At 39.3% G+C, this 22,584-nt stretch carries 27 protein-coding genes; all 27 read right to left on the reverse strand.

What is annotated here, in order from left to right:
- Positions 1–16 precede the first annotated feature (16 nt).
- Complete coding sequence (radC, locus tag ACH9UM_RS04195) at positions 17–718, reverse strand: RadC family protein (protein WP_400092045.1); 702 nt, start codon at positions 716–718, stop codon at positions 17–19.
- A 101-nt stretch (positions 719–819) separates the two neighbouring features.
- A complete protein-coding gene (locus tag ACH9UM_RS04200) occupies positions 820–2,406 on the reverse strand; it encodes an NAD(P)/FAD-dependent oxidoreductase (RefSeq protein WP_004845115.1) in 1,587 nt (528 codons plus the stop codon).
- Positions 2,407–2,586: 180 nt separating this feature from the next.
- The gene (locus ACH9UM_RS04205) at positions 2,587–2,793 is read right to left on the reverse strand and encodes a helix-turn-helix transcriptional regulator (RefSeq protein ID WP_004845114.1); all 207 of its coding nucleotides are present in this window, start codon (positions 2,791–2,793) and stop codon (positions 2,587–2,589) included.
- An 8-nt stretch (positions 2,794–2,801) separates the two neighbouring features.
- Entirely contained in the window at positions 2,802–3,125 is a 324-nt protein-coding gene (locus ACH9UM_RS04210; RefSeq protein ID WP_009320590.1) for a hypothetical protein, read from the reverse strand.
- Positions 3,126–3,245: 120 nt separating this feature from the next.
- Positions 3,246–3,599 carry a ribosome silencing factor gene (gene rsfS / locus ACH9UM_RS04215; RefSeq protein ID WP_009242658.1) on the reverse strand — a complete coding sequence of 118 codons (354 nt, stop codon included), beginning with the start codon at positions 3,597–3,599 and terminating at the stop codon, positions 3,246–3,248.
- On the reverse strand, positions 3,596–4,168 hold the full coding sequence (gene yqeK, locus ACH9UM_RS04220; RefSeq protein ID WP_004845111.1) for a bis(5'-nucleosyl)-tetraphosphatase (symmetrical) YqeK: 573 nt from the start codon (positions 4,166–4,168) through the stop codon (positions 3,596–3,598). The genes rsfS and yqeK overlap by 4 nt, the downstream gene beginning before the upstream one ends.
- 73 nt (positions 4,169–4,241) lie before the next feature.
- Entirely contained in the window at positions 4,242–4,859 is a 618-nt protein-coding gene (gene nadD, locus ACH9UM_RS04225; RefSeq protein WP_004845110.1) for a nicotinate-nucleotide adenylyltransferase, read from the reverse strand.
- Positions 4,856–5,149: a ribosome assembly RNA-binding protein YhbY gene (gene yhbY, locus ACH9UM_RS04230; protein WP_009242659.1), complete on the reverse strand. Its 294-nt coding sequence runs from the start codon at positions 5,147–5,149 to the stop codon at positions 4,856–4,858. Before yhbY ends, nadD begins: the two co-directional genes overlap by 4 nt.
- Positions 5,150–5,205: 56 nt before the next feature.
- The gene (gene obgE / locus ACH9UM_RS04235) at positions 5,206–6,489 is read right to left on the reverse strand and encodes a GTPase ObgE (protein ID WP_009320591.1); all 1,284 of its coding nucleotides are present in this window, start codon (positions 6,487–6,489) and stop codon (positions 5,206–5,208) included.
- A 181-nt stretch (positions 6,490–6,670) separates the two neighbouring features.
- Positions 6,671–6,955 (reverse strand): 50S ribosomal protein L27, encoded by a 285-nt coding sequence (gene rpmA, locus ACH9UM_RS04240; RefSeq protein WP_004845107.1) that lies wholly within the window; start codon positions 6,953–6,955, stop codon positions 6,671–6,673.
- A 5-nt stretch (positions 6,956–6,960) separates the two neighbouring features.
- A complete protein-coding gene (locus ACH9UM_RS04245; protein ID WP_004845106.1) occupies positions 6,961–7,293 on the reverse strand; it encodes a ribosomal-processing cysteine protease Prp in 333 nt (110 codons plus the stop codon).
- A gap of 11 nt (positions 7,294–7,304) precedes the next feature.
- Entirely contained in the window at positions 7,305–7,613 is a 309-nt protein-coding gene (rplU, locus tag ACH9UM_RS04250; RefSeq protein ID WP_004845105.1) for a 50S ribosomal protein L21, read from the reverse strand.
- Between the two features lie 108 nt (positions 7,614–7,721).
- Positions 7,722–8,141, reverse strand: coding sequence for a CBS domain-containing protein (locus ACH9UM_RS04255; RefSeq protein ID WP_004845104.1), 420 nt, complete (start codon positions 8,139–8,141; stop codon positions 7,722–7,724).
- 140 nt (positions 8,142–8,281) lie between these two features.
- Positions 8,282–9,601 carry an aspartate kinase gene (locus ACH9UM_RS04260; protein WP_009242662.1) on the reverse strand — a complete coding sequence of 440 codons (1,320 nt, stop codon included), beginning with the start codon at positions 9,599–9,601 and terminating at the stop codon, positions 8,282–8,284.
- A 131-nt stretch (positions 9,602–9,732) separates the two neighbouring features.
- Entirely contained in the window at positions 9,733–10,947 is a 1,215-nt protein-coding gene (locus ACH9UM_RS04265) for a ribonuclease E/G (protein WP_009242663.1), read from the reverse strand.
- Positions 10,948–10,979: 32 nt separating this feature from the next.
- Entirely contained in the window at positions 10,980–11,702 is a 723-nt protein-coding gene (locus ACH9UM_RS04270; protein WP_004845101.1) for a TIGR03936 family radical SAM-associated protein, read from the reverse strand.
- On the reverse strand, positions 11,686–13,551 hold the full coding sequence (locus ACH9UM_RS04275; RefSeq protein WP_004845100.1) for a TIGR03960 family B12-binding radical SAM protein: 1,866 nt from the start codon (positions 13,549–13,551) through the stop codon (positions 11,686–11,688). Before ACH9UM_RS04275 ends, ACH9UM_RS04270 begins: the two co-directional genes overlap by 17 nt.
- A gap of 344 nt (positions 13,552–13,895) precedes the next feature.
- On the reverse strand, positions 13,896–14,207 hold the full coding sequence (locus tag ACH9UM_RS04280; protein ID WP_009242664.1) for a hypothetical protein: 312 nt from the start codon (positions 14,205–14,207) through the stop codon (positions 13,896–13,898).
- 222 nt (positions 14,208–14,429) lie between these two features.
- Positions 14,430–15,713: a bifunctional phosphoribosyl-AMP cyclohydrolase/phosphoribosyl-ATP diphosphatase HisIE gene (hisIE, locus tag ACH9UM_RS04285; protein WP_004845096.1), complete on the reverse strand. Its 1,284-nt coding sequence runs from the start codon at positions 15,711–15,713 to the stop codon at positions 14,430–14,432.
- Positions 15,714–15,766: 53 nt separating this feature from the next.
- Complete coding sequence (gene hisB / locus ACH9UM_RS04290; RefSeq protein WP_004845095.1) at positions 15,767–16,366, reverse strand: imidazoleglycerol-phosphate dehydratase HisB; 600 nt, start codon at positions 16,364–16,366, stop codon at positions 15,767–15,769.
- 4 nt (positions 16,367–16,370) lie between these two features.
- The gene (gene hisD / locus ACH9UM_RS04295; RefSeq protein ID WP_004845094.1) at positions 16,371–17,675 is read right to left on the reverse strand and encodes a histidinol dehydrogenase; all 1,305 of its coding nucleotides are present in this window, start codon (positions 17,673–17,675) and stop codon (positions 16,371–16,373) included.
- Positions 17,665–18,327: an ATP phosphoribosyltransferase gene (gene hisG / locus ACH9UM_RS04300; protein ID WP_004845093.1), complete on the reverse strand. Its 663-nt coding sequence runs from the start codon at positions 18,325–18,327 to the stop codon at positions 17,665–17,667. The genes hisD and hisG overlap by 11 nt, the downstream gene beginning before the upstream one ends.
- 27 nt (positions 18,328–18,354) lie before the next feature.
- Positions 18,355–19,599 (reverse strand): ATP phosphoribosyltransferase regulatory subunit, encoded by a 1,245-nt coding sequence (gene hisZ, locus ACH9UM_RS04305; RefSeq protein ID WP_004845092.1) that lies wholly within the window; start codon positions 19,597–19,599, stop codon positions 18,355–18,357.
- Between the two features lie 79 nt (positions 19,600–19,678).
- Positions 19,679–20,212, reverse strand: a complete 534-nt coding sequence (locus tag ACH9UM_RS04310; protein ID WP_004845091.1) for a Holliday junction resolvase RecU — start codon at positions 20,210–20,212, stop codon at positions 19,679–19,681.
- On the reverse strand, positions 20,169–21,212 hold the full coding sequence (locus tag ACH9UM_RS04315; RefSeq protein ID WP_004845090.1) for an RluA family pseudouridine synthase: 1,044 nt from the start codon (positions 21,210–21,212) through the stop codon (positions 20,169–20,171). Before ACH9UM_RS04315 ends, ACH9UM_RS04310 begins: the two co-directional genes overlap by 44 nt.
- Before the next feature lie 20 nt (positions 21,213–21,232).
- On the reverse strand, positions 21,233–21,811 hold the full coding sequence (locus tag ACH9UM_RS04320) for a hypothetical protein (RefSeq protein WP_004845089.1): 579 nt from the start codon (positions 21,809–21,811) through the stop codon (positions 21,233–21,235).
- Entirely contained in the window at positions 21,808–22,575 is a 768-nt protein-coding gene (locus tag ACH9UM_RS04325) for an SDR family oxidoreductase (RefSeq protein WP_009242667.1), read from the reverse strand. The genes ACH9UM_RS04320 and ACH9UM_RS04325 overlap by 4 nt, the downstream gene beginning before the upstream one ends.
- Between the last annotated feature and the right edge of the window lie 9 nt (positions 22,576–22,584).

Here is a 22,584-nt window from a genome sequence, read left to right on the forward strand (position 1 = left end):
TATATTGCGCAGTATGCTATTTTCCGAAAACCCCTTTTTCTTTCATACTTACAAAACAGTTATCACCGATAACGATATGATCGAAAAGGCGGATGCCAAGCAGTTCCCCGGCTTCATAAATTCTTCTTGTTATCATTACATCTTCTCTGCTCGGAGTGGGATCTCCGCCGGGATGATTATGAAGCAGTATGATTCCGTAGGCGTTTCTTTTGAATGCTTCGATAAACAATTCCCTCGGAGATACAAGTGCACTGTCTATCGTTCCTTCCGAAACATTACACTCCCCTATTAATCTGCAGCGTGTATTTAAAAAGATTAATTTTAATATTTCTCTCGTCCTGTGACGCATATCTTCCATGTAATAATCGGCGATCGTGCGCGGGGATGAAAAATCAAGTTTTCCGACTGTGCTTGTACGTGCCAGCCGTTTTGAAAGTTCTGACAGACATACAAGCTGGATTGCTTTTACTTTCCCGATCCCCTTAATCTGTATCAATTCGTCGAGAGACCATTTGTGTATCCCTGCCAGTCCATTATGAAAGCCGTTTTTGTAGAGAAGCTTTCGTGAAAGTTCTAATGAATTTTCCCCTTTTGTCCCTGTGCGTATCAAAATTGCGAGAAGTTCTGTGTCTGTCAGATTCTCTGCTCCGAATTTTTCACATTTTTCATAGGGACGATCTTCTTTGTACATTTCTTTGATCGTATTGATTTTTTCCATTTTCTCACTTTATAATCAGTGCGATGATACAATACAACGATATATTTTAGCACAATTTAAAAAATGTGTATAGAGATTGTTCCTTAAAATTCTGTGAAGATTCAGACACTATCGGGAGCAGAGAAGGTTTTTATAATCGCTTCCGCAACTTTCATGCCGTCCATAGCCGCAGAAGTAATGCCGCCTGCATATCCGGCTCCTTCACCGCACGGGTAAATCCAGGGAAAAGAAGAAGTAAAGTCTTCTTTTCTGAATATTTTTACAGGTGAAGATGTTCTGCTTTCTACACCGGAAAGTATGACGTCATCATGATCGAAGTCTTTGATCTTTTTCCCCATCGCACGAATCCCCGATTCAATCGATTCTGCAAGTTCCGGAGGAAATATATTGCGCACATTGCCAAATACATATTTCCCTTTTATGTTCGGAGTAACATTTCCTGTCTTTACTGATATTGTCCCTGTGCAGAAATCGGCAAATCGTTGTATCGGAACATTGCCGCCGCCTTCTTCCCATGCCTTTTTTTCGAGCCGTCTTTGAAATTCCATCCCGGCAAGAGGATGATCAGATCCATAATCGTCTTTTGTTACGGTAACGATCACAGCGCTGTTTGCATTTTCTCCGGCTCTGTCATGATAACTCATGCCGTTAACGGCTAGACGTCCTTGCTCGGACGACGCATTGACAACATATCCGCCGGGACACATACAAAACGTGTATACTCCTCTTCCGTTTTCAAGCTGTGCTGTCAGTTTATATGCTGCGGCACCAAGCGGGCCTCTTTCTTTTCTGCCATACATCGCCTCATCTATCATATCCTGTCTGTGTTCCGCGCGGACACCTATGGCAAATGATTTAGATTTCATTGCAACATTCCGGTCAAAAAGCATTTGAAATGTATCTCTTGCACTGTGTCCGACGGCAAAGACAGCAGCGTCGGTTTCTATCCGATGGCATCCGTTTACGATCAGACAGTTTTCTTTAGGAAGGATATCTGTTACCTGCGAATGAAAAAGGAATTCCCCACCGAGTCGGATAATTTCTTCTCGCATTCTTTCTACCACTTCGATTAAAATATCTGTTCCTATATGAGGCTTGCTTTCCCATAAAATTTCTTCCGGGGCTCCGAATTTTACAAATGTTTCTAGTACGAAACGATTTCGTCCGAATTTATCTTTGACAAGAGTATTTAATTTCCCGTCTGAAAAAGTGCCTGCACCACCCTCTCCAAACTGTACGTTTGAGGCAGTATTTAATATGCCGTCTTTCCAAAATTGTTCTACAACCTTTTGGCGTTCTCTCACAGGCGCGCCCCGCTCGATCACAAGAGGTTCGTATCCTTCAAAGGCAAGTAAATACGCGCAAAACAGGCCCGCCGGTCCACTTCCTATAACAACAGGTCTTTTCCGGAGCTTTTTGGCGCCGTGTTCGGGAATATGATAGTTTTTTTCCTGAACAGTTTGTAATTTCCCTTTGGAAATTTTTTTTACATGCTCTTCATTTGCAACGATAAGATCAACTGTGTATACGTAGTAAAGTTCCGGTTTTTTCCGGCCGTCAACAGATCGTTTTCTAATAAAAAACTGCTTCAGATCCTGCTCTTTTATATGAGCTGTTTTCAGAAGTTTCTTTTTTAATTGTGCTTCTGTATGCTCCACAGGGAGCTTTAGCTGACTGATTCTTAGCATCTTTTACCTCCATTATTGCTATATGATTAATTGTATCAATACGTCACCGGAAGTGTTCAAAGGCGCATTCCGGGATTGTAAGCGGTCATCGAAGTTGCGGATCCGTCACCCGGACTTCTGTTTATCACCGTTACAAAAAGAGCCGGTTTCCAAAAGAAATCGACTCTTATCTGAAAACAATCAGAAATAAAATAATTCTTCAAATTTTTTATCCAATGCAATACATATAATCAGCGCCAGTTTTGCAGTCGGATTAAACTGTCCTGTTTCAATCGAGCTGATCGTATTGCGGGATACTCCTACCATTTCTGCAAGCTCTCTTTGTGAAATCTGTTTCTTGGCACGCGCCTCTTTTAAGTTATTTTTTAAAACTAATTCATTTTCCATAATTCACCTTAAAGAAATTCCATAAGATAGTGTCCGGGATTCAAAATTCTGAAAATCGTAAGTCCGATACAAAAGATCAGTAAAATCCCCTCGGCAATCCGCCATTTCTTTTTATCAATCAAATAATACTTTAAATTCAAAGCAAACTGACTTAAAAACATGATGAAAAAGAGTGTTCCGCCAAAAACAATTTCCCTTTGTCCGATCCAGAGTTTGCCGGTAATAATTCCGAACACTTCACAAGTGCACAAAAGCAAAAACCCGGCTGAAACGATGAGAAGCGAACTGTGCTCTGCACGATTTCTTTTTTGTAAAACAGATTCTTTATCCATAATAATACCTCCCATCTTGCCAAGTTTACTTGTTGATTTAATTATATCATACCAAGTTTACTTGTCAAGAAAATCTGCGTATTTAGGATTTCATTTTAAGATTTTCAGAAATCTGCTGAATTAATCGAGATCTTTTACCGTGATTTCTTTTCCGTCTTTCCATGCACGTTCAATGTTATAAAAATCTCTGCTTTCTTTATCAAACACGTGAATGATCACATCTCCGAAATCAAGCAGTATCCAACTTCCCGATGCGCGCCCTTCTCTCTGACGAAGAGAGAATCCTGCTTTATGCATTTCTTCTTCCACGTTGTCGACAAGAGCTGTCACCTGACTTGAGCTGTTTCCGTTAGCAATTACAAAGTAATCGCCAAGAGTAGATACTTCTGCAATATCTATGATTTTAATATCTTCACCTTTTTTTTCATTCAATGCATCATAGGCGATACGTGCCATTTTTTTTGACTGAGTCATAACTTTCCTCCGTAAAACTCATAAGTTTTTATTGTCATAGGATCAATTTTATTCCCGTTATCTTCCAGATAACGTATAGTTCGTTCGGAAGACAAACAGATTGCCTGATCGATATTTTGAAATACTATTTGTCGAATTTTAGAAAGTCCCGGAATTTCCCTCCGATTGGGTTCAATATAATCTGCAATATAAAGAATTTTTTCCAACATTGTCATTTCCGGTCTTCCGGTCGTATGATAAGTGATAGCATCGAGCACTTCCCTATCTTTAATGCCATATTCATTTTCAGCCAGATAAGCGCCCAGTTTTGCATGGATCAGCGCAGGCATGGAGTGTTCTAAATCAGTCAGCGTTATTTTATATTTTTCACACAATTTTAACTGCTCTTTTGCGGAACAATATTTTCCGCAATCATGAAGCAGTCCGGCAGTCATTGCCTTTTCGATGTTTGCCCCGTAACGCATAGCTAACGAAGCAGATGTATACATAACGCCGACTGTATGCTCGAAACGTTCTTTTTTTAACTTTTTTGATAATTCCTTTTTTATATGAAGCAGTTCTTCTTTCATTTTTATTCCTACCCCTTCTTATTATGCGTACTGCTTATCTGTATTCGATTGAGGAGGGATACAGATATATCCGTTATAAGAATTCGTTTGTTTGATAAAGTTCATGTTCTTTTATATAATTTGAAACAGAATCGGGAACGATATAACGTATGCCGCGTCTCATTGCCGCTCGCTTTCTTATAGTCGTTGATGAGATTTCCAAAAGAGGCGCTCTGAGCAATTCGATTTTTGCGCCATAGCGCTCTTTGAGATAAGAGATCTGTTCCTGCATTGTACGAACATCCTTATCATCTCTCATAGCGGCAAGAATTGTACATGTCGGAAAAATCTCCTTAAAATATCTCCACTCTTCGATTGCAAAGAGTGAATCTGCGCCCAAAATAAAATAGAATTCACATTCGGGATACATGCGATTAAATTTCTGCATAGTACTGTAAGTATACGAATGTACATCTGTTTCGGCTTCGGAAAGATCTATTTTAAAATGAGGCATATCACTGATCGCAAGTTCGATCATTTTAATTCGATGTGCAAGAGCTTTTTTACTTTCGTCCGTTTTCTTGTGGGGCGGATTTCCATTCGGAAGAAACCAGATTTCATCTAACTTAAAATCTTCATAAGCAAACTCTGCGAGAAGCAAGTGTCCGATATGAATCGGATCAAATGTTCCGCCCATGACTCCTATTCTCATAATGGCAGGATGATCTTTTTCTTATCATCTTTTCCTTCACGGTATAAAACGATTTTTTTACCGATCACCTGTACAACTTGAGAACGTGTTCTTCCTGCGATGATCTCAGCCAATTCTCTCGGATCATCCCCGCAGTTATTAAGCACGCTGATCTTAATGAGTTCACGCGCTTCTAAAGCTTCTGAAACAGCCTCTGTCAGTCCCGGACTCATACTTGATTTTCCAATCTGAAAAATAGGTTCGATTTTCATCGCGAGACTTTTCAGATAAGCTCTTTGTTTTGTAGTCATATTTATCTCCTTCCTTTTAAGAATATTTTTTCGTGAACACTCTTGTTTAAAAAAAATCATTTGTAATAATCAAATTGAAGACCATACATTTTCACCGTATCACCTTCTTGTATTCCTTTTGCTTCTAACTCATCAAGGATTCCCGTTTCTTTCAAAAACTTCTGGAAGAAAGCAAATCCTTTTTCAGAATCAAGATTTGTATATCCAAGCATTTTTTCGATTTTGGGACCTTCGACTATATACATACCGTCTTCCAGTTCTACAGTATACGGAAGTTCCTCGTAGATAAGTTCGTCTTCAGGGAAATATTCCTGCTCAAAAACAACAGTCTTGCGATCCATCGTTTCTAACTGAGCGCTGACATAATAAAGCAGTTCGGAGATACCTTTTCCCGTAACTCCCGAAATAGGAAAAACTTTGATGCCCTTCGGCTCAAATTCCTTTTTCAAACGTTCTGTAGGATCTTCATCAGCCTCAAAAATAAGATCAGTCTTATTTGCGGCGATCACTTGAGGACGTTTTGCGATTTCGGGATTATACGCTTCCAATTCCGCATTAATCTTATAAATGTCATCAATCGGATCTCTGCCTTCTGTGCCTGCGGCATCAACAACATGGATCATCAATTTTGTTCTTTCGATGTGACGTAAAAACTCATGACCTAATCCGACGCCTTCAGACGCTCCTTCGATCAGTCCCGGAATGTCTGCCATCACAAAACCTTTTGCACCTTCAAGATCTACTACACCCAGATTCGGACTTAATGTTGTAAAATGGTAATTGGCAATTTTGGGTTCCGCGTTTGTCACACGGGAAAGTAAAGTAGACTTTCCTACATTCGGGAATCCGATCAGTCCCACATCTGCGATTACTTTCAATTCAAGTTTTACTTCCAATTCCCTTGCAGGTTGTCCCGGCTGTGCATATTTCGGAACCTGCATTGTCGATGTGGCGAAATGTTGGTTTCCAAGTCCTCCTTTTCCGCCTTTTAATACAATCTGTCTGCGGTTATCGCCGGACATATCGGCAATAACTTTCCCTGTCACAGCTTCTTTGATCACTGTTCCCTCCGGAACATAAAGGATAAGATCTTTCCCGTCTTTTCCGTGGCATCGCCGTTTTCCGCCCGGTTCTCCGTCTCCTGCCGCATATTTTCGTTTATGGCGGTAATCTACAAGCGTATTTAATCCTTCATCGATTGCAAAGATTAAATCTCCTCCGCGTCCTCCGTCTCCGCCGTCGGGTCCGCCGTTCGGTACATAGAGTTCTCTTCTGAAACTGCAATGTCCGTCTCCGCCCTTGCCGGAACGGATATATATTTTCGCTCTGTCTGCAAACATAATTTCTCCTTTATCTTTCCTGCTTTGTATATCAGGAAGAATCAAATGATAATTGTTACCGAAAAACTTCATTAAAAGTTTATCTCATGTATAGAAACAAAAGCCCCAGACAAAAAGTCTGGGGCTTATACTGCCTGTTATACGAGTGAAAAGTTCCGGCAAGACTTTTCGTCAAGTCCGATTATTCAGCTACCGGATAGATAGAAACCTGTTTCTTATCTCTTCCTTTTCTTTCATATCTTACTACACCGTCTACGAGAGCGAACAAAGTGTCATCTCCTCCGCGTCCTACGTTCAGACCCGGATGGATCTTAGTTCCACGCTGTCTGTAAAGGATGTTTCCAGCTTTTACAAACTGTCCGTCTGCTCTTTTGGCGCCCAGTCTCTTAGACTCGGAATCACGTCCGTTCTTTGTAGAACCTACTCCTTTTTTATGAGCAAAAAACTGAAGATTCATTTTCATCATGGTACTTACACCTCCTTGAAAATAATGTCAATGTATGATTCATACTCTTCACTGTCTTCTATATCTTCCAGACCAAGAATCATGGAATCCAGCAATAGTGCGGCGTCATGCGATGGATGATCTTTGAAACGAAATTCAACAGTTCCGCTGTTTTCATCAGAAACACAACTTGTCTTATCATCCGTAAAACGCTCGATTGAATTCAGTGTATTAATGACAAGTACCGAAACCGCTGCGCATACGATATCTTTTCCGATATCGTCATATCCAGCATGTCCGGACATATCAAACCCTGCATATTCATGCCGCATGGTCTTATAAACGGTTACCTCAATCATAACAAAAGTTATTATGCGTTGATCTTGTCGATCTTAACAGCTGTATACTGCTGTCTATGTCCGTTTTTCTTGTGGTATCCTGTTTTTCTCTTATACTTGTAAACAACAACTTTTTTCGCTTTTCCGTCACCGATTACGGATGCTGTAACTGTAGCTCCTTCTACTGTAGGATTACCTACGACAAGCTTATCGCTGTTTACTGCGAGCACCTGGTCGAATGTATAAGTTTCTCCGGCCTCAACACCAAGTTTTTCTACTTTAATGATATCGCCTTCAGCTACTTTGTACTGTTTACCACCTGTTGCTATAATCGCGTACATATAGCACCTCCTATTATCATTACTCGCCAATTACGGTGTCTGTTTTACAGAACTTGAACCTCATTGTGCGGCATACTGTTAGAATATAACATATCATTCTGGAACAAGTCAATAGTCTTCCGGTAAATTTTTTAATTTTTCGTAACAATATTCCATAATACTCTTTCTTGTAACAATTCCGATAAATTTCTTCTGGTCGTCTACGACAGGAACAAAATTCTGATTCATTGCTTTTTGCAGAAGATCTTCCATATCTGAATTAATTGATACGGCTACATAATCTACTTTTCGTGGAAAATCTTGTATAAATATATTTTCCGCCTCTTTCAAATTCAGATTCGTATATCTTTTGATTCCCCAAAGAAGATCTCCTTCCGTAATTGTTCCGACATATTCGCCCGATTTATTCAGCATTGGGATAGATGCATATTTATGATACTCCATTGTCTCAAGAACCTGTCTTAAAGTGCCATAGTCGTGAACATAAGCCACTTCGCTTTTTGGTTTTAAAAAGAATAAGATATTCATTGTATATTTCCCTTTCCACACATAAACGCATCAAAATGATGCGTTTATTGAGTATAGATCTTATGCGGTTTTTTAACAAATTTTTCTTGATATATTCTTCCTATAATGGTAATCCAATAAAAACAAACGGATATAGATTTTTATATCTGGGTAAGGACAAAAATTTCATATAACGCACGGATCGCATTTTTAAAATCATCATGTCTGACTCCGATAATGATATTCAATTCACTTGATCCCTGATCGATCATTTTGACATTGATATGTGCGTGGGCAAGTGCGGAGAAAATGCGGCCGGCAGTTCCTCTTGTTGATTTCATACCGCGTCCTACTACGGCAATAAGCGCAAGATTAGACTCCAGTTCGATATGATCCGGATTTACCGCTTTATGGATATCCGCTAAGATTTTCTGTTCTTTTTCCTCAAAGACATCTTTGTTTACGAAAATCGACATTGTATCAATACCCGATGGCATATGTTCGATAGAAACTCCGTTATCTTCAAATACCTGCAGAACTTTCCGACAAAATCCGACTTCCGAATTCATCATTGCTTTTTCGACTGTGATTGCTACAAATCCATCTGTTCCTGCAATTCCGGTAATCGTATATTTCGGCTGACGACATGTTCCTTCAACAATTAATGTTCCTTTATCCTGCGGTGCATTTGTGTTCCGGATATTGATCGGAATCCCCGCTTTTCTTACAGGAAAGATCGCATCCTCGTGGAGCACGCTCGCTCCCATATATGAAAGTTCACGAAGTTCTTTATAAGTAATTGTTTCGATTGATTTCGGATTTTTTACAATGCGGGGATCCGCGATCAAAAATCCGGAAACATCCGTCCAGTTTTCATACAGATCCGCCTGTACTGCCAAAGCTACAAGAGATCCCGTAATATCTGATCCGCCTCTTGAAAAAGTTACGATCGTTCCATCTTTTTTTGCTCCGTAAAATCCCGGAATTACAGCTGTTTTACAATCCTGAAGCCGCTCGGATAAAAGAGTATTCGTAACTTCATCATTGAAAGAACCGTCATCATTAAAACGGACAACTTCGGCAGCATCCACAAACTCAAAGCCGAGGTAAGCAGCCATGATCTTTCCGTTTAAACATTCTCCTCTGGAAGCGGCATAGTCAGCTCCCGCCTTGTTACTGAAATTTTCTTTAATTTGTACAAAATCAAGATCAAGAGAAAAATCGAGATTCAATCCATCAATAATCTCCTGATATCTTGCGTGAATATTATCAAGCTGTTCTGAAAAATCTTCTCCGTTGGCTGCACTTTCATAACAGGCATAGAGCATATCTGTTACTTTTGTATCTTTTGGAAATCGTTTTCCCGGCGCAGACGGAACAACATACCGTCTTGTATCATCTGCTGTAATGATCGCTCCGACCTTTTTGAACTGATCTGCATTTGCCAGAGAACTTCCCCCGAATTTTACTACTTTTTTCAATCTTCTTTCCTCCAAATGTAGAACTCACGCAGCGCTTTTTCGCTGCTTTTATTTATCGATCCATTTCTCTTCTCATGAATAATGAGAAAAATTTTTGTAAGCGCAATTTTCAGCGCGCTTTCGGTAAAATATTATAACGCCTCGATCTCTGCTTGTAAATAATTTTCCTGTTCATAAAGCGGTTTTCTTACTTTTTTTCTTGTGATTTCTACAAGTCCGAGCATCGTCATGTCAACCAAAGTAGTCGGAATCGGATCTTTCGACAAAAAGTTTCGGAATTCTTTTAATAATATCCCGGTATCTTCTTTTGATTCAAGATTTACAAAATCTACAATAATGATTCCTGACAGATTACGCAGACGAATCTGCTTCGCCGCTTCTTGAGCAGCCTCCATGTTTACTTTCATCGCTCCGGCGCTGTTTTTCGATTTTACTGCCATCTTCCCGGAATTTACGTCAATGACTGTCAAAGCTTCCGTTGGCTGGATAATAAGATATCCGCCGTTTTTCAACCATACAAACTCTTTCAACGCCTTTTCCAATGCGGTTTCTGTAGAATACAATTTGCAAAGTGGAAAATCAGGATTCTCATAAAGTCTGAGAAGTTTTACTTTTTCAGGAAATTCTGTAAGAAAGTATTCTTGTATTTCCGTATACAAGTCTTTTCCTTCTATGACGATTTCTTCCATTCCTTCCATGTATACGTTTTTTAAGTCTGATATATACGTCGGAGGAGCCGATTTCAAACGTGAAAAAGCAACTCTTGACAATGCTGTATTTAACAACTTTTTATATTCTTCTTTCAGACGTTCAATTTCGTCTTCGACCTCCTGAAACGGTACGCCTTTTGCATTTGTCCGTATAATGATGCCGAACTGTTCATTTTTCATACGTGACAGGCGGTCTTTGAATTCATCCCGAAGCGCCCGTGGAATTTTTGAAGATACGCCGATCCGGGTGTTTCCATGAGTTAAGACGGCATATCTTCCCGTGAAGCTTAAATGAGAAGTTACAGTAGGCGCTTTCGTTTTTACCGCTTCCCGGCTGATCTGTACGACAAGTTCATCGCCGATACAAAGTGGTTTTTTCCCGGATTTATGGGTAAAATATGCGTTTTCTGCATCTTTCAAATCAAAATAACAGTTTACTCCTTTTGTAATTTCTATAAATGCCGCACCGATATTTTGGACAATATTCTGCACTTTCCCGATGTAAATATCCCCTAGTTTCCCCGGAGGTACTTGCTCTTCATTGATACTGGTATGTATTTCAACAATATCATCATCTTCAATAAGGTATGTCCGTATTTTATTTTTGCTTTTTTCTATTAGTATTTTTCGTTTCAAACCAAAATCCTTCCCATGTCATTACAGATTTACTACAGGTCTGTCTTTGAATTCATACAGATTTCTTCTCCGAGATTTTCAAGAGGAATGAGCTTCCTTTCTCCGTTGCCGCTTTCATCTGCATACATCTCAAGGCGATGATAAAAAAATCGTACATCATCTGAAATATTTGCATATTTTAAAAATGTTTCCATCACAAGATCCGGTTTTAAATTTTCCGAACTTCCCGCTGCAAGAAGAAGATAGATCTGTTCATCACGAATCTCCCATGAATCGATAAGGGCACGTATGTCAACCATTCTCTCGCTTCTTTTCGTCTGTTTGATAACTTGAATTTCCGGTTGAGACATAAACTTGGAAAACTGTTCTTTCCAGTCAGAAGGCAGTGCTCCTTTTCTGACAGAGACGAGATAATCTGCCCCTGCAAGGATCGTCATTCCCGTCTGTTTTTTATCATCCGGAATTTTTCTGAAACTAATTATTTCAATTCCTTCTATACTGACTTCATTCATACGTTTTACAGCCGTTTTACTGTCGATCGCTTCAGTCAGTTCAATATCAAAATATTCCCCGTCACTTGTGAGACCGATTCCAAGAGGACTCGCAAACGACATGATCATATGCGGACTGTACCCTCCTGTAAAGGCGATCGGTATTTCAGCCCTGCGCATTACTTTTTGGAAGAAGCGCATTACATCAAGATGTCCGATAAAACGAAGCGCTCCGTATTTTCTGAATTTAATTCTTGCCTTCATAACAGACACCTCCTCCGAATTTTGATGCGCCGCATCCTGAACAGTGTTCCCGACAATTCGGTGTCACCTCAGCATTCATTGCCCGTTCCCATTCCTTTCTGAGAAATTTTCGACTGACCCCGGTATCGATAAAATCCCATGGGAAAAGTTCGTTTTTATCTCTTGTACGAAGCGTATAAAACTCTTTTTCGATTCCCGTGTTCAAAAAAGCTTTCTCCCATAAATCATCTCGAAAACTTTCGGTCCATGAGTCAAATAAGCATCCGAGTCTGTAAGCTTCTTCAATCACTTTTCCGATTCTTCTGTCACCTCTTGCCATAATACCTTCCAAAACAGTTACATTTGCATCATGCCAATTATATTTTAAGCTTTTCCGATTTAACTGCGCTTTAAATTCATCATTGACAAGGTGAGCACGTCTCGTATATTCTTCAGCGGTACACATTGGCGCCCACTGAAACGGAGTAAACGGTTTCGGAACAAAAAATGAGGAACTTGCAGTAATCTGACATTTTCCGTTTCTTTGATCTTTCGGGATTTCATAATATTTGCGGGCAACCTTTTCACATAAATGGGCGATCTCCTTCATATCTTCTTCGGTTTCCGTAGGAAGTCCGAGCATGAAATACAGTTTTACTTTTGTCCATCCTCCTTCAAAAGCCTGACTTGCGCCACCCATAATATCTTCTTCGGTAAGTCCTTTATTGATTACATTTCTCATTCTCTGTGATCCGGCTTCGGGCGCAAATGTAAGGCTGCTTTTTCTGATATCCTGAACCTTACTCATTACATCTAAAGAAAAGGCGTCGATTCTCAAAGACGGTAATGAAATATTGATTGCTTTTTCTTTGAATTCATCAATCAAAAACATTACAAGTTCTTTCAAATCAGAATAATCACTTGAACTCAAGGAACTAAGTGAGATTTCTTCATGTCCTGTATTTGTCAACATCGTTTTGGCATACTCTTTCAGACGTTTTACATTACGCCCTCTTGTGGGACGATAAATCATTCCCGCCTGGCAAAAACGGCATCCCCGGGTGCATCCCCTTTGAATCTCAAGTACAACGCGATCTTGAGTTGCTTTTATAAACGGAACGACCGGCTTCATCGGATATACCGTATCTGTTACATCCATAACAACCTGCTTTTTCACACTTGCAGGGGCACATATATTATTCGGTATAAATGATCGAAGTGTACCATCCTCGTTGTATTCGGCATCATAAAATGACGGCACATAGATTCCTTCGATGCGGGCCGCCTGTTCAAGAAACTCTGTTCTCGTACTTCCCTCTGCCCGACATTTTTTATATGTATCTAAAAGTTCATCATAAACAGTTTCGCCTTCTCCGATATAAAACAAATCGAAAAATTCCGCAAGAGGTTCCGGGTTATAGACACATGGACCTCCACCGATCACAATCGGATCATTTTCCGCGCGGTCACATGAATGCAGAGGAATTTGGCTCAACTCTAAAATCTGCAAAATATTTGTATAGCACATTTCAAATTGGATCGTAATTCCTAAAAAGTCAAATTCTCTGATCGGATCTTGTGACTCTAATGCAAAAAGCGGAATTCCCTCTTTACGCATAATTGTATCAAGATCTGTCCACGGAGAATAGACGCGTTCACACCAAACATCGTCTCTTCTGTTAAACATATCATACAAAATCTGAATGCCGAGATGCGACATGCCGATCTCGTAAACATCCGGAAAACACATGGCGAAACGGATATCCACCTCATTTTTATTTTTCATTATCGAGTTTACTTCATTCCCGATATACCGGGCAGGTTTTTCGATACTTAGTAATATTTCATCATCTAAAGCAAGCTTTCTCATATATTTCCTTCCTGTTTTTGTATATATTTTATAAATTCTTACGAACCTATTTTGGACTTTTCAAAGGGAAAAATCGATATTTTTTATGTTGTTTTTCGTATTTATACAAGACGATACAACATTACAGAAACATCTTCTATGTGATTGAATCATCCAATCTACATCATTATATACATTTTAGGGAAGAACTTCAAGCAAATATCTTTCGTCAATCGGAATCAATCGGTGCTGGTGTTCTTAGACAAAAACTCCAAAGTAAAAGATATGATTTCGCAGTCAGCATTGTATACAACTCTTTTCGTTTTAATATAAATTTTCAGGTAAATCAGCTGAATAAATAGTTATCATTCAAAATTTTCCCATACTTCCTTCACGGCTTCCAGCTCCACATCCCGTTCAATTTCATTTATGATTTTTGTACTGTTTACATTAGCTACTTCCGCATGATTTTGATCCATATATACAAAGAAGATGAAACAGAGAATACAGATTACAAGCCGCATATAAAAGCTTCCGCCTGCTTCTTCACCGCCTTCGTCTTGTTCTTTACATAAATTGCCATAACGAGGATGAATCGGAGGAACAGTTTCACGTTCACCATAGAGCTGTTTCGTTTGTCGAAGAAGTTCTCTTCTTCTTAACTGAGCATCATTCATACTGTTTTTTCCCCTCTGTCTCTCTTCTTTTGATTTTTTGTATTGCATTCCAAAGCAGATAAACCGCCGAAACCTAAAGATACATTCCAGAATTGAAAGCGATTGTTAAAATTTCGGGAAACGCAAGGTTTTTCGCCATACAAAAAAGCATAAGACATTGTTTTTACAACATCTTATGCTTTTAGATTCTTTTCTATACCGGTTTCTAAAGACGTAATCGCCTTATCTGTCTGCCAGTTCACTTGTAATATCTTCCCACGTAACTCCCCGTTCTACCATGAGTACCATCGCATGATAAAGGAAGTCCGAAATTTCATATTTAATTTCTTCGGGATTCGGGTTTTTTGCTGCAATAACGATTTCTGTAGCTTCTTCTCCTACCTTCTTTAAAATTTTATCAATTCCTTTTTCAAACAGATAATTTGTATAGGAACCCTCTTTTGGATTCTGCTTTCTGTCAACAATCGTATTATATACGGATTCAAATACTTGAAGAGGATTTTTTGCATCATAATCAGTGCCGACGATCGTTGTATAAAAGCAGGATCTGTTGCCTGTATGGCAGGCAGCGCCGACTTGATCGACTTTTGCAAGTAAAGTATCTTTATCACAATCGACAGATAATGACTTCACATATTGAAAATGTCCGGACGTCTCACCCTTTACCCACTGTGCATTCCTGCTTCGACTGTAATATGTCATACGACCTGTTTTTACTGTATGATCAAACGCCTCTTCATTCATATATGCCATCATCAGAACTTCGTTTGTCTTGTAATCCTGTACGATTACCGGGATCAGACCGTCAGAATTTAACTTAAACTCGGAAAAATCCATCATGCTTTCAAACGAAGTCATTTTAATTCCGGCTCGCATACACACTTCTTTAAAGTCGTTAAAATCCATATCGACACTGCTGATAAACATTCCGGATACGCCCTTTACACCGTTGCTTTTTAAAATCCGCAATATTTCGCTTTCATCCATTGTATCTGTTACAACAACGCACGGGATTTCCGTTACATTTACAACAGAATTCAGATCAAGACGGTGCATGAACACGATCTCAGAACTATATTGTTCTATTAAATGCTGTTGTTTAAAAAGCGTGTCAAAATCATTTAAAGATACTGCTATTTTTTCTTTTCCGAAACGTAAGGAAACTTCTTTAATTAAATCGATGGAAACTTTTTTTGAAAAATTCAACATCGCACGTTTTACACCCGCATAAAGAAGTTTTTTAACATCCTCTGCTCTTCGTATATTTCCTCCCGCAACCATCGGAATACTGATGATCCGGTTTATTTTTTTGATCAGATCGATGGATTCTTCATGATCTTCATCAGAATCTGAAAGATCAAATACAAGCAGTTCATCTGCTCCGTTTGCATTATATTGCTTAGCAAGCGCAATTACATCCTCTGTCAATACAGTGCGGTCGTCAAACCATCTTACCGCCTTACCTCCCGCAATAAAAATGCAGGGAGTCAGTCTTTTATAACTCATGATTATTCTCCTAATTTTTTATTTGTACGAAACGGCATTGAGTCAGCCGTTTGTTATAAAGCCCCTTTTGTAGACCATATTTCTGTCATTCTAGGCTCCGGAGACACTGCCATATCAAGCGCTTTTCCAAACGCTTTAAAAAGCGCTTCTGCCATATGATGGTTATTTCCTCCGTCTAAAATTTTCAAATGCAGATTCATCTGTGCACTATAAGAAACGGCATAGAAAAATTCTTTCACCATTTCTGTATCCATTGTCCCTAATTTGTCTGTTGTAAATCCGGCGTCAAACTTAAAATAAGGACGTCCCGAAAGATCTGCTGCACAAAGAGCAAGCACTTCATCCATCGGAAGAATAAAATAACCATATCTTTTAATTCCGGCCTTATCTCCGAGCGCTTTTTTAATTGCTGTTCCAAGGACAATTCCCACATCTTCTATTGTATGATGACTGTCCACTTCAAGATCTCCGTCTACTTTTACCTCAAGATCAAACAGTCCATGTCTGGCAAATCCGTCAAGCATGTGATCAAAAAAAGCAATCCCCGTATCTATTTTATTTTTCCCCTGACCGTCTAAATTAACAGACAAGGTGATATCTGTCTCTTTTGTTTTTCGCGTGCAAACCGCTATACGTTTGTTTTTTTCACTCATAATATTACTCTCCTCGTTCTGATTCAAAACGAACCTTTATCGAATTTGCATGAGCTGTCAAATGTTCAGCTTCGGCAAACCGTTCGATATCCGAATGAATTTTTTCAAGTGCTTCCCTTGAGTAGGAAATAATACTTGATTTTTTAATAAAATCATCTACAGAAAGAGGAGAGAAAAATTTTGCAGTTCCGTTTGTCGGAAGAACGTGATTCGGTCCCGCAAAATAATCGCCAAGCGGTTCGCTTGAATTTTCCCCGATAAATATAGCGCCTGCATTTCGGATCTTTGTCATCACTTCAAATGGGGATGCAGTCATGATTTCAAGGTGCTCTGATGCAATTTCATTTGCGGCGTCAATCGCCTCATCCATTGTATCCGCCACAAGAATATGTCCGTAATTATCGAGAGATTTTCTGATAATCTCTCCCCGTGATAATTGACTGATAAAAAGTTCTGTCTGCTCGGAAACTTTCTCTGCCAATTCCATACTTACTGTCACTAAAATCGCGCTTGCCATTTCATCATGTTCCGCCTGAGACAAAAGATCTGCGGCAACATAACGCGGGTTCGCCGTTTCATCTGCAAGCACGAGTATTTCACTCGGACCTGCGATAGAGTCAATACTAACATGACCATATACCGCCTTTTTTGCCAGTGCGACATAAATATTCCCCGGGCCGACGATCTTATCTACTTTCGATATGCTTTCCGTTCCGTAAGCAAGAGCGGCAATCGCCTGCGCGCCTCCGACTTTATAGATTTTATCCGCTCCGGCTTCTTTTGCCGCAACAAGTGTGGTGGGAGTTACTTTTCCGTCTTTTCCGGGCGGAGTAACCATTATGATTTCTCTTACTCCCGCTGTTTTTGCCGGAACGATATTCATAAGAACCGAAGAAGGGTATGCAGCTTTCCCTCCCGGCACATATACGCCTACCCGATCGAGAGCCGTCACTTTCTGACCAAGGATCGTTCCGTCAGGTTTACTGTCAAACCAACTGTACTGTCTCTGTTTTTCATGATACGTCTCAATATTTTTCAAAGCCTTTCTGATTATCTCAATCAATCCTCTGTCGACTTGAGTATAAGCTTCTTCAATTTCTTCTTCTTTTACAAGAACAGACTGCTGATCAAGACAGAAGCCGTCGAATTTTTCTGTATATTCAAAAAGGGCTTCATCTCCTCTTTTTTTCACATTATCTAAGATTGCTTTTACCTGTTCTTCATACATCTCATAGCTATTCGGACTTCTTTTGAGTAAATCTTCCAAAAGATTTTTTTTCGTAGTTTGATTCAGTTTTTCAATTCGCATGGCCGCATTGCTCCTCTCGTAAAAGTTCTCTTAAATCTGTGACTATTTTCTTTATCCGATCGTTCTCCATACGCATGCTCACCGGATTAACGATCATTCTTGCTGAAAGCGGACATACTTCTTCCAGAACAACCAGACCGTTCTCGTTCAAAGTCGTTCCTGTTTCTACAATATCAACAATCACCTCTGACAAACCAACAATCGGAGCAAGTTCGATAGAACCATTCATTTTGATCAGTTCGACTGTCTGATGCTTCTTATTATAAAAATAATCCTTTGCAATTTTAGGGTATTTTGTCGCAACCCGGATTAATTCATGACGATTCAGAAGTTCTTTTGTCTCCTGACGTCCGCAGACGCACATTTTGCATTTTCCGAAACCGAGATCTAAGACTTCGTGGACTTTTCGTCCTTCTTCAATAATCGTATCCCTTCCGACAACTCCTATATCAGCCGCTCCGTATTCTACATATGTCGGTACGTCCGGGCCTTTTGCAAGAAAGAATTTCAGTTTTAATTCTTCATTTGTAAAAATCAGTTTTCGTGAATCTTTTTCTTTCATCTCCTCACAAGTAATACCAAGACTCTCAAGCATTTTCATCGTTTTTCCTGCGAGCCTTCCTTTTGTAAGGGCAAATGTCAAATATCTCATATTCTGCTCCTTTTATACTGACGGCAATTATTCTGCAATGTTTGCCGTTTTCTTTTCTCCTGTAATCAAATTGGTCATTTCCAACTTTTTATCGTCGCAAAGATAGATTAAAGCCGCAGCATTTTTTCTTTTTGCATATGATTCATACAGCGATTTATCCTGTCCTTCTTTTTGCCTGATCAATTCGATACAGCGTCCCTTTTCCCGAAAATTACCGGCAAGGATGATCGCATTGCTTTCAGTCTCTTCGTTATATACAATGATGTTCCGCCTTATCGTGTCTACCGAAATTTTCTGTCTTGAAAGAGCGTTCATCAATTCATCTACAATGATCGCAAATCCAATAGACGGAGTCTCTTTTCCGAATTTTTCAAGAAGATGATCGTATCTTCCGCCTCTTACAACCGCATCACCTGTTCCGTATGTATATGCCCGAAATACGATTCCGGTGTAATAACCATAACCTCCGCTCATACTCAGATCAAAAGTTACATGATCCGAAGCATTATACAGGCAAAGAAGATGATTGATCTGACGAAGTCGTTCAATGGCGGCTTTTGCTTTGTCGCTGATTGCAAATTGCTGCGCCTTGTCCAGAACATCCTCTGTTCCCATTAATTCCGGGAGGATCGCAAACGCCTCTTTGATTTCTTTTTTTACATCCTTTTCTTCAAGAAGCTCTTCTGCTCCGAAAAAGTTGCGATTTCCGATCAATTCCCGTATACGTTCCACAGTTTCCTCGTCTAACTCCGCTGCAGATAAAATACTTTGGAGAAAATCGACATGACCGATACTAATCTGAAATTCTTCCAGTCCCGTCTTTTTCAATGCGTCTGCAACCATTGCTATCATCTCCGCATCTGCCTCAACAGAATCAAGCCCGATTAGTTCCGCGCCGAATTGTGTATTTTCCTTTAACTTGCCGCGATAGCTTGTATGATTGATAAAAGTGTTTCCGACATAACAAAAACGAAGCGGAAAATCTTCAGTATCAAAAAGTGTAGCCGCCGCCCTTGCAACCGATGGAGTAATGTCCGGACGAAGAGCCAATATATTTCCTTCACGATCGAAAAATTTGTATAACTCCTGTGTAGAAGTAGAACCGATCTCTTCTCTAAATACATCGTAATATTCAAACGTCGGAGTCTGAATATCGCGATATCCATATAAATGGAGAACTTGATTTAATTTTTTCTGTAGTGTGAGTTTTATTTCACATTCCCTGCTGTAAATATCCCTTACTCCTTCAGGCGTATGTAATTTTTGTTCCATCGCAAATAAAACCCCCTTCACTTTACTATGCTAATTCGTTAAACTCTTTCGGATATTATACGAAGTTTCGTTCAATCTGTCAATCCCTTCTGTCAAGGTCTTTTTGTATACAATCCAGATAAGGGACAAAATATCCTCTTTTCAGTTCCATAAACCAATTTGACTCCAATTCATCAAATCGAATACTTTTTCTGCCGCCGTTTTTCGCACGATCCCAAAATTTTTGTATTTGCCTGTACCGCATATAGTATAACTCATCCCTTGTCGTATAATAAATCAACAGAAAAGCAATTCCTCCCTGTTCTTCAAACTTTTGCATAAACTCAATCTGATGTTCATGGACATTTGCAAGAGGAAACGTATCTGTCTTACATTCCTTTGCGTCAAAACATACGGGAATTCCCTGTACTGCTCCTATGTAATCAACTGTACTTACTTTATCAAAGTATGCAAGCGTAATATGTCTGCTTCCCTGATCAATTTTTACAGGAGTAATAGGCGTCGGTATTTTCTGTATTAAGGCAAGGTTCATCTGTTCATATTGTTCATTTGTCTGATTGATAAGTTCTTCAAAGGTCGAACCCCGAAGACCTCTTGAATTCCATGCAGCCATTATTGTTCACTCCTTTATCAATACAGATCTTTTTAAATAAATCGGGAACAGGCGCAATGATCTGCCTGTTTGGCAGATTTTTTACTAGTTCCACATCCGGAAAACAAAGCTGATAAGCATGAAGAAGCTGTGTTTTCAACCCATATTTTTTCTTATAGGCTTCATTTATTTTAAAATCTCCATATTTATAATCTCCTATGATCGGATGACCGATCGCTGCCAGATGTGCACGGATCTGATGTGTTTTTCCCGTAATTAGGTGTACTTTTAAAAGTGTTACATGATCAGAAACAAAAAGAGGGGTATATTCTGTTTCAATCGGAAGCGCTTCTTTTGTTTCCCTCTTTTCTTTTGTGACAGATACCTTATTTGTTTTTGTATTTTTTTTCAAATATCCGCAAATCCTCTGTCCGTCCTTTATCTTTCCCGAAACAAGGCACAAATAATATTTTTCCAATGATCTTGTTCGGAACATCTCATTTAATATCTGAAGCGCGCTCAGTGTCTTTCCTCCCGCAACGATCCCGCTCGTATTTCGATCGAGCCGGTTACATACCGCGGGATGAAAAGTCTTTAGTTCCTCTCTTGTTACCTGCCCTGAATCCAAAAGATACTCTATTAAATATTCTACAAGAGAAGTATCTTCCCGATTTGCTTTCTGGGAAAGCATTCCGACCGGTTTGTTCAGAAAGATCACATTTTCATCCTCATATAATACATTCAGTTTTACTTTGCTTTTAGCGGTATTTTTCTGTACCGGCCGAAAAACTTCTTCTGAAGTTTTTGAAAATTTTTTAATTGTTTCATCCGAAAAAAACAACTTCACATTATCGCCGAGAGCTAAAATTTCATTTCCCGCAGCCTTTTTCCCGTTTAATGTAATATTCTTTTTACGAAGCATTTTATAGAGAAAACTTTTCGGAGCCTGATCCAGATATTTTCCTAAAAATTTATCAAATCGCTGTCCCGCTTCATTTGAGTTGATTTCTATCTCTTTCATTTGACTTAATTCCTTTTTATTTACATAGAGATGTTTAGAATAAGACCACGTACCGTTTCTTCTTTTGTTTTTGTATCTTCCTGTTCGACAGCCGCAATATTATTTAAACCTTCCGCTCTTGTAATAAACGGCTTATACTCATTTAATATACGAATTTGAAATCCTTTGTAACCGTTTTGTGCTAAAATTGTTTTTATATGATCGGCAAGTTCTGTCGTGTTTACTTTATTATAATGGGTATATCCGAAAATATTATGTCCGGATATCACAATGCAGTCAACAGGCATTATATGATCTCTGCTCGTGATCACCATATCATAACAAACAGTCAGAAGATCAGTTTTTGACGCGATTTCTTTCGCTCGTTCTCCATCGATCGAACGATAAGGAAAGCGTGTAATAACTCCTACAAGCGCTTTCGATGCCGGAAGACATCCGACAATAGCTACTACTGTAAGAAGATTTAATTTTGTTCCTGTCTGAAAATATCCGAGAAGCAATATTGCGATCACGATGCCAAAATAGGCAAGCGTTCTTATGATTTCTATTTTTCTTTTATAATTTAAATATCCCGGCATTCCTTTTTCTGTCTTTTTCATGATACAAATAGTTCCTCCGCTTTCAAAATAAGACTTACCGGCAGCAGTTTTGTCATAATTTCTGCCGCTTTTATTCCTGCTCCATATACAGAAACAGATTTCTTCTTTCTGCTGTCAATAAGAGCTCTATGAACAACTTTATTTGCCGCCGCCATATTCAGCTTTTTGAGGGGATTTTTTAATTCTCCGCTCACCTCGAAAAATTCTGTTTCCACAGGTCCCGGACAAACTGCCGTCACATAAATGCTTTTTTCTCTTAATTCTTGTCCCAGAGCACGTGAAAAACTTAAAACACATGCTTTAGACGCCGCATAAACAGCAAAAGAAGGCTGCGGACAAAACGCCGCCGCACTTGCCATGTTTATAATACGGCTTCCCATCTTCATATAAGGAAGCGTCATTTGCGTTATGCGGATAAGCGCAGTGCAATTCAGATCGATCATATCCGTATGAATCCGTTTTCCTTTTTCGGCAATTTCCGAAAAAGTTCCGCTTTTGCCAAAACCGGCTGCATTGACAAGCATTCTTATATTAGGGTGCCATTGACAAAGCTCTGTATAAAATTGTCTGTATACATGTTTTTTCTGTAAGTCTCCCGCAAAAATGCGAAGCGGAACATTAACTTCTTTCCTAAGCTGCTCCAACCGTTCTTCCCTTCGTGCAATTACCCATATTTCGTCGAGATCCTTATAAAAATATTCCAATTGACGAACAAACTCTCTTCCTATACCTGATGACGCTCCGGTGACAACTGCAACTCTCATTTTCATTTA

Source organism: Mediterraneibacter torques, from assembly GCF_044591705.1.
Lineage (GTDB): Bacteria > Bacillota > Clostridia > Lachnospirales > Lachnospiraceae > Mediterraneibacter > Mediterraneibacter torques.

Coding starts and splice junctions, on each gene's coding strand:
- radC (WP_400092045.1), bottom strand. CDS start 718: ATGGAAAAAATCAATACGATCAAAGAAATGTACAAAGAAGATCGTCCC.
- ACH9UM_RS04200 (WP_004845115.1), bottom strand. CDS start 2,406: ATGCTAAGAATCAGTCAGCTAAAGCTCCCTGTGGAGCATACAGAAGCA.
- ACH9UM_RS04205 (WP_004845114.1), bottom strand. CDS start 2,793: ATGGAAAATGAATTAGTTTTAAAAAATAACTTAAAAGAGGCGCGTGCC.
- ACH9UM_RS04210 (WP_009320590.1), bottom strand. CDS start 3,125: ATGGATAAAGAATCTGTTTTACAAAAAAGAAATCGTGCAGAGCACAGT.
- rsfS (WP_009242658.1), bottom strand. CDS start 3,599: ATGACTCAGTCAAAAAAAATGGCACGTATCGCCTATGATGCATTGAAT.
- yqeK (WP_004845111.1), bottom strand. CDS start 4,168: ATGAAAGAAGAACTGCTTCATATAAAAAAGGAATTATCAAAAAAGTTA.
- nadD (WP_004845110.1), bottom strand. CDS start 4,859: ATGAGAATAGGAGTCATGGGCGGAACATTTGATCCGATTCATATCGGA.
- yhbY (WP_009242659.1), bottom strand. CDS start 5,149: ATGACTACAAAACAAAGAGCTTATCTGAAAAGTCTCGCGATGAAAATC.
- obgE (WP_009320591.1), bottom strand. CDS start 6,489: ATGTTTGCAGACAGAGCGAAAATATATATCCGTTCCGGCAAGGGCGGA.
- rpmA (WP_004845107.1), bottom strand. CDS start 6,955: ATGATGAAAATGAATCTTCAGTTTTTTGCTCATAAAAAAGGAGTAGGT.
- ACH9UM_RS04245 (WP_004845106.1), bottom strand. CDS start 7,293: ATGATTGAGGTAACCGTTTATAAGACCATGCGGCATGAATATGCAGGG.
- rplU (WP_004845105.1), bottom strand. CDS start 7,613: ATGTACGCGATTATAGCAACAGGTGGTAAACAGTACAAAGTAGCTGAA.
- ACH9UM_RS04255 (WP_004845104.1), bottom strand. CDS start 8,141: ATGAATATCTTATTCTTTTTAAAACCAAAAAGCGAAGTGGCTTATGTT.
- ACH9UM_RS04270 (WP_004845101.1), bottom strand. CDS start 11,702: ATGAAGGCAAGAATTAAATTCAGAAAATACGGAGCGCTTCGTTTTATC.
- ACH9UM_RS04275 (WP_004845100.1), bottom strand. CDS start 13,551: ATGAGAAAGCTTGCTTTAGATGATGAAATATTACTAAGTATCGAAAAA.
- ACH9UM_RS04280 (WP_009242664.1), bottom strand. CDS start 14,207: ATGAATGATGCTCAGTTAAGAAGAAGAGAACTTCTTCGACAAACGAAA.
- hisIE (WP_004845096.1), bottom strand. CDS start 15,713: ATGAGTTATAAAAGACTGACTCCCTGCATTTTTATTGCGGGAGGTAAG.
- hisB (WP_004845095.1), bottom strand. CDS start 16,366: ATGAGTGAAAAAAACAAACGTATAGCGGTTTGCACGCGAAAAACAAAA.
- hisD (WP_004845094.1), bottom strand. CDS start 17,675: ATGCGAATTGAAAAACTGAATCAAACTACGAAAAAAAATCTTTTGGAA.
- hisG (WP_004845093.1), bottom strand. CDS start 18,327: ATGAGATATTTGACATTTGCCCTTACAAAAGGAAGGCTCGCAGGAAAA.
- hisZ (WP_004845092.1), bottom strand. CDS start 19,599: ATGGAACAAAAATTACATACGCCTGAAGGAGTAAGGGATATTTACAGC.
- ACH9UM_RS04310 (WP_004845091.1), bottom strand. CDS start 20,212: ATGGCTGCATGGAATTCAAGAGGTCTTCGGGGTTCGACCTTTGAAGAA.
- ACH9UM_RS04315 (WP_004845090.1), bottom strand. CDS start 21,212: ATGAAAGAGATAGAAATCAACTCAAATGAAGCGGGACAGCGATTTGAT.
- ACH9UM_RS04320 (WP_004845089.1), bottom strand. CDS start 21,811: ATGAAAAAGACAGAAAAAGGAATGCCGGGATATTTAAATTATAAAAGA.
- ACH9UM_RS04325 (WP_009242667.1), bottom strand. CDS start 22,575: ATGAGAGTTGCAGTTGTCACCGGAGCGTCATCAGGTATAGGAAGAGAG.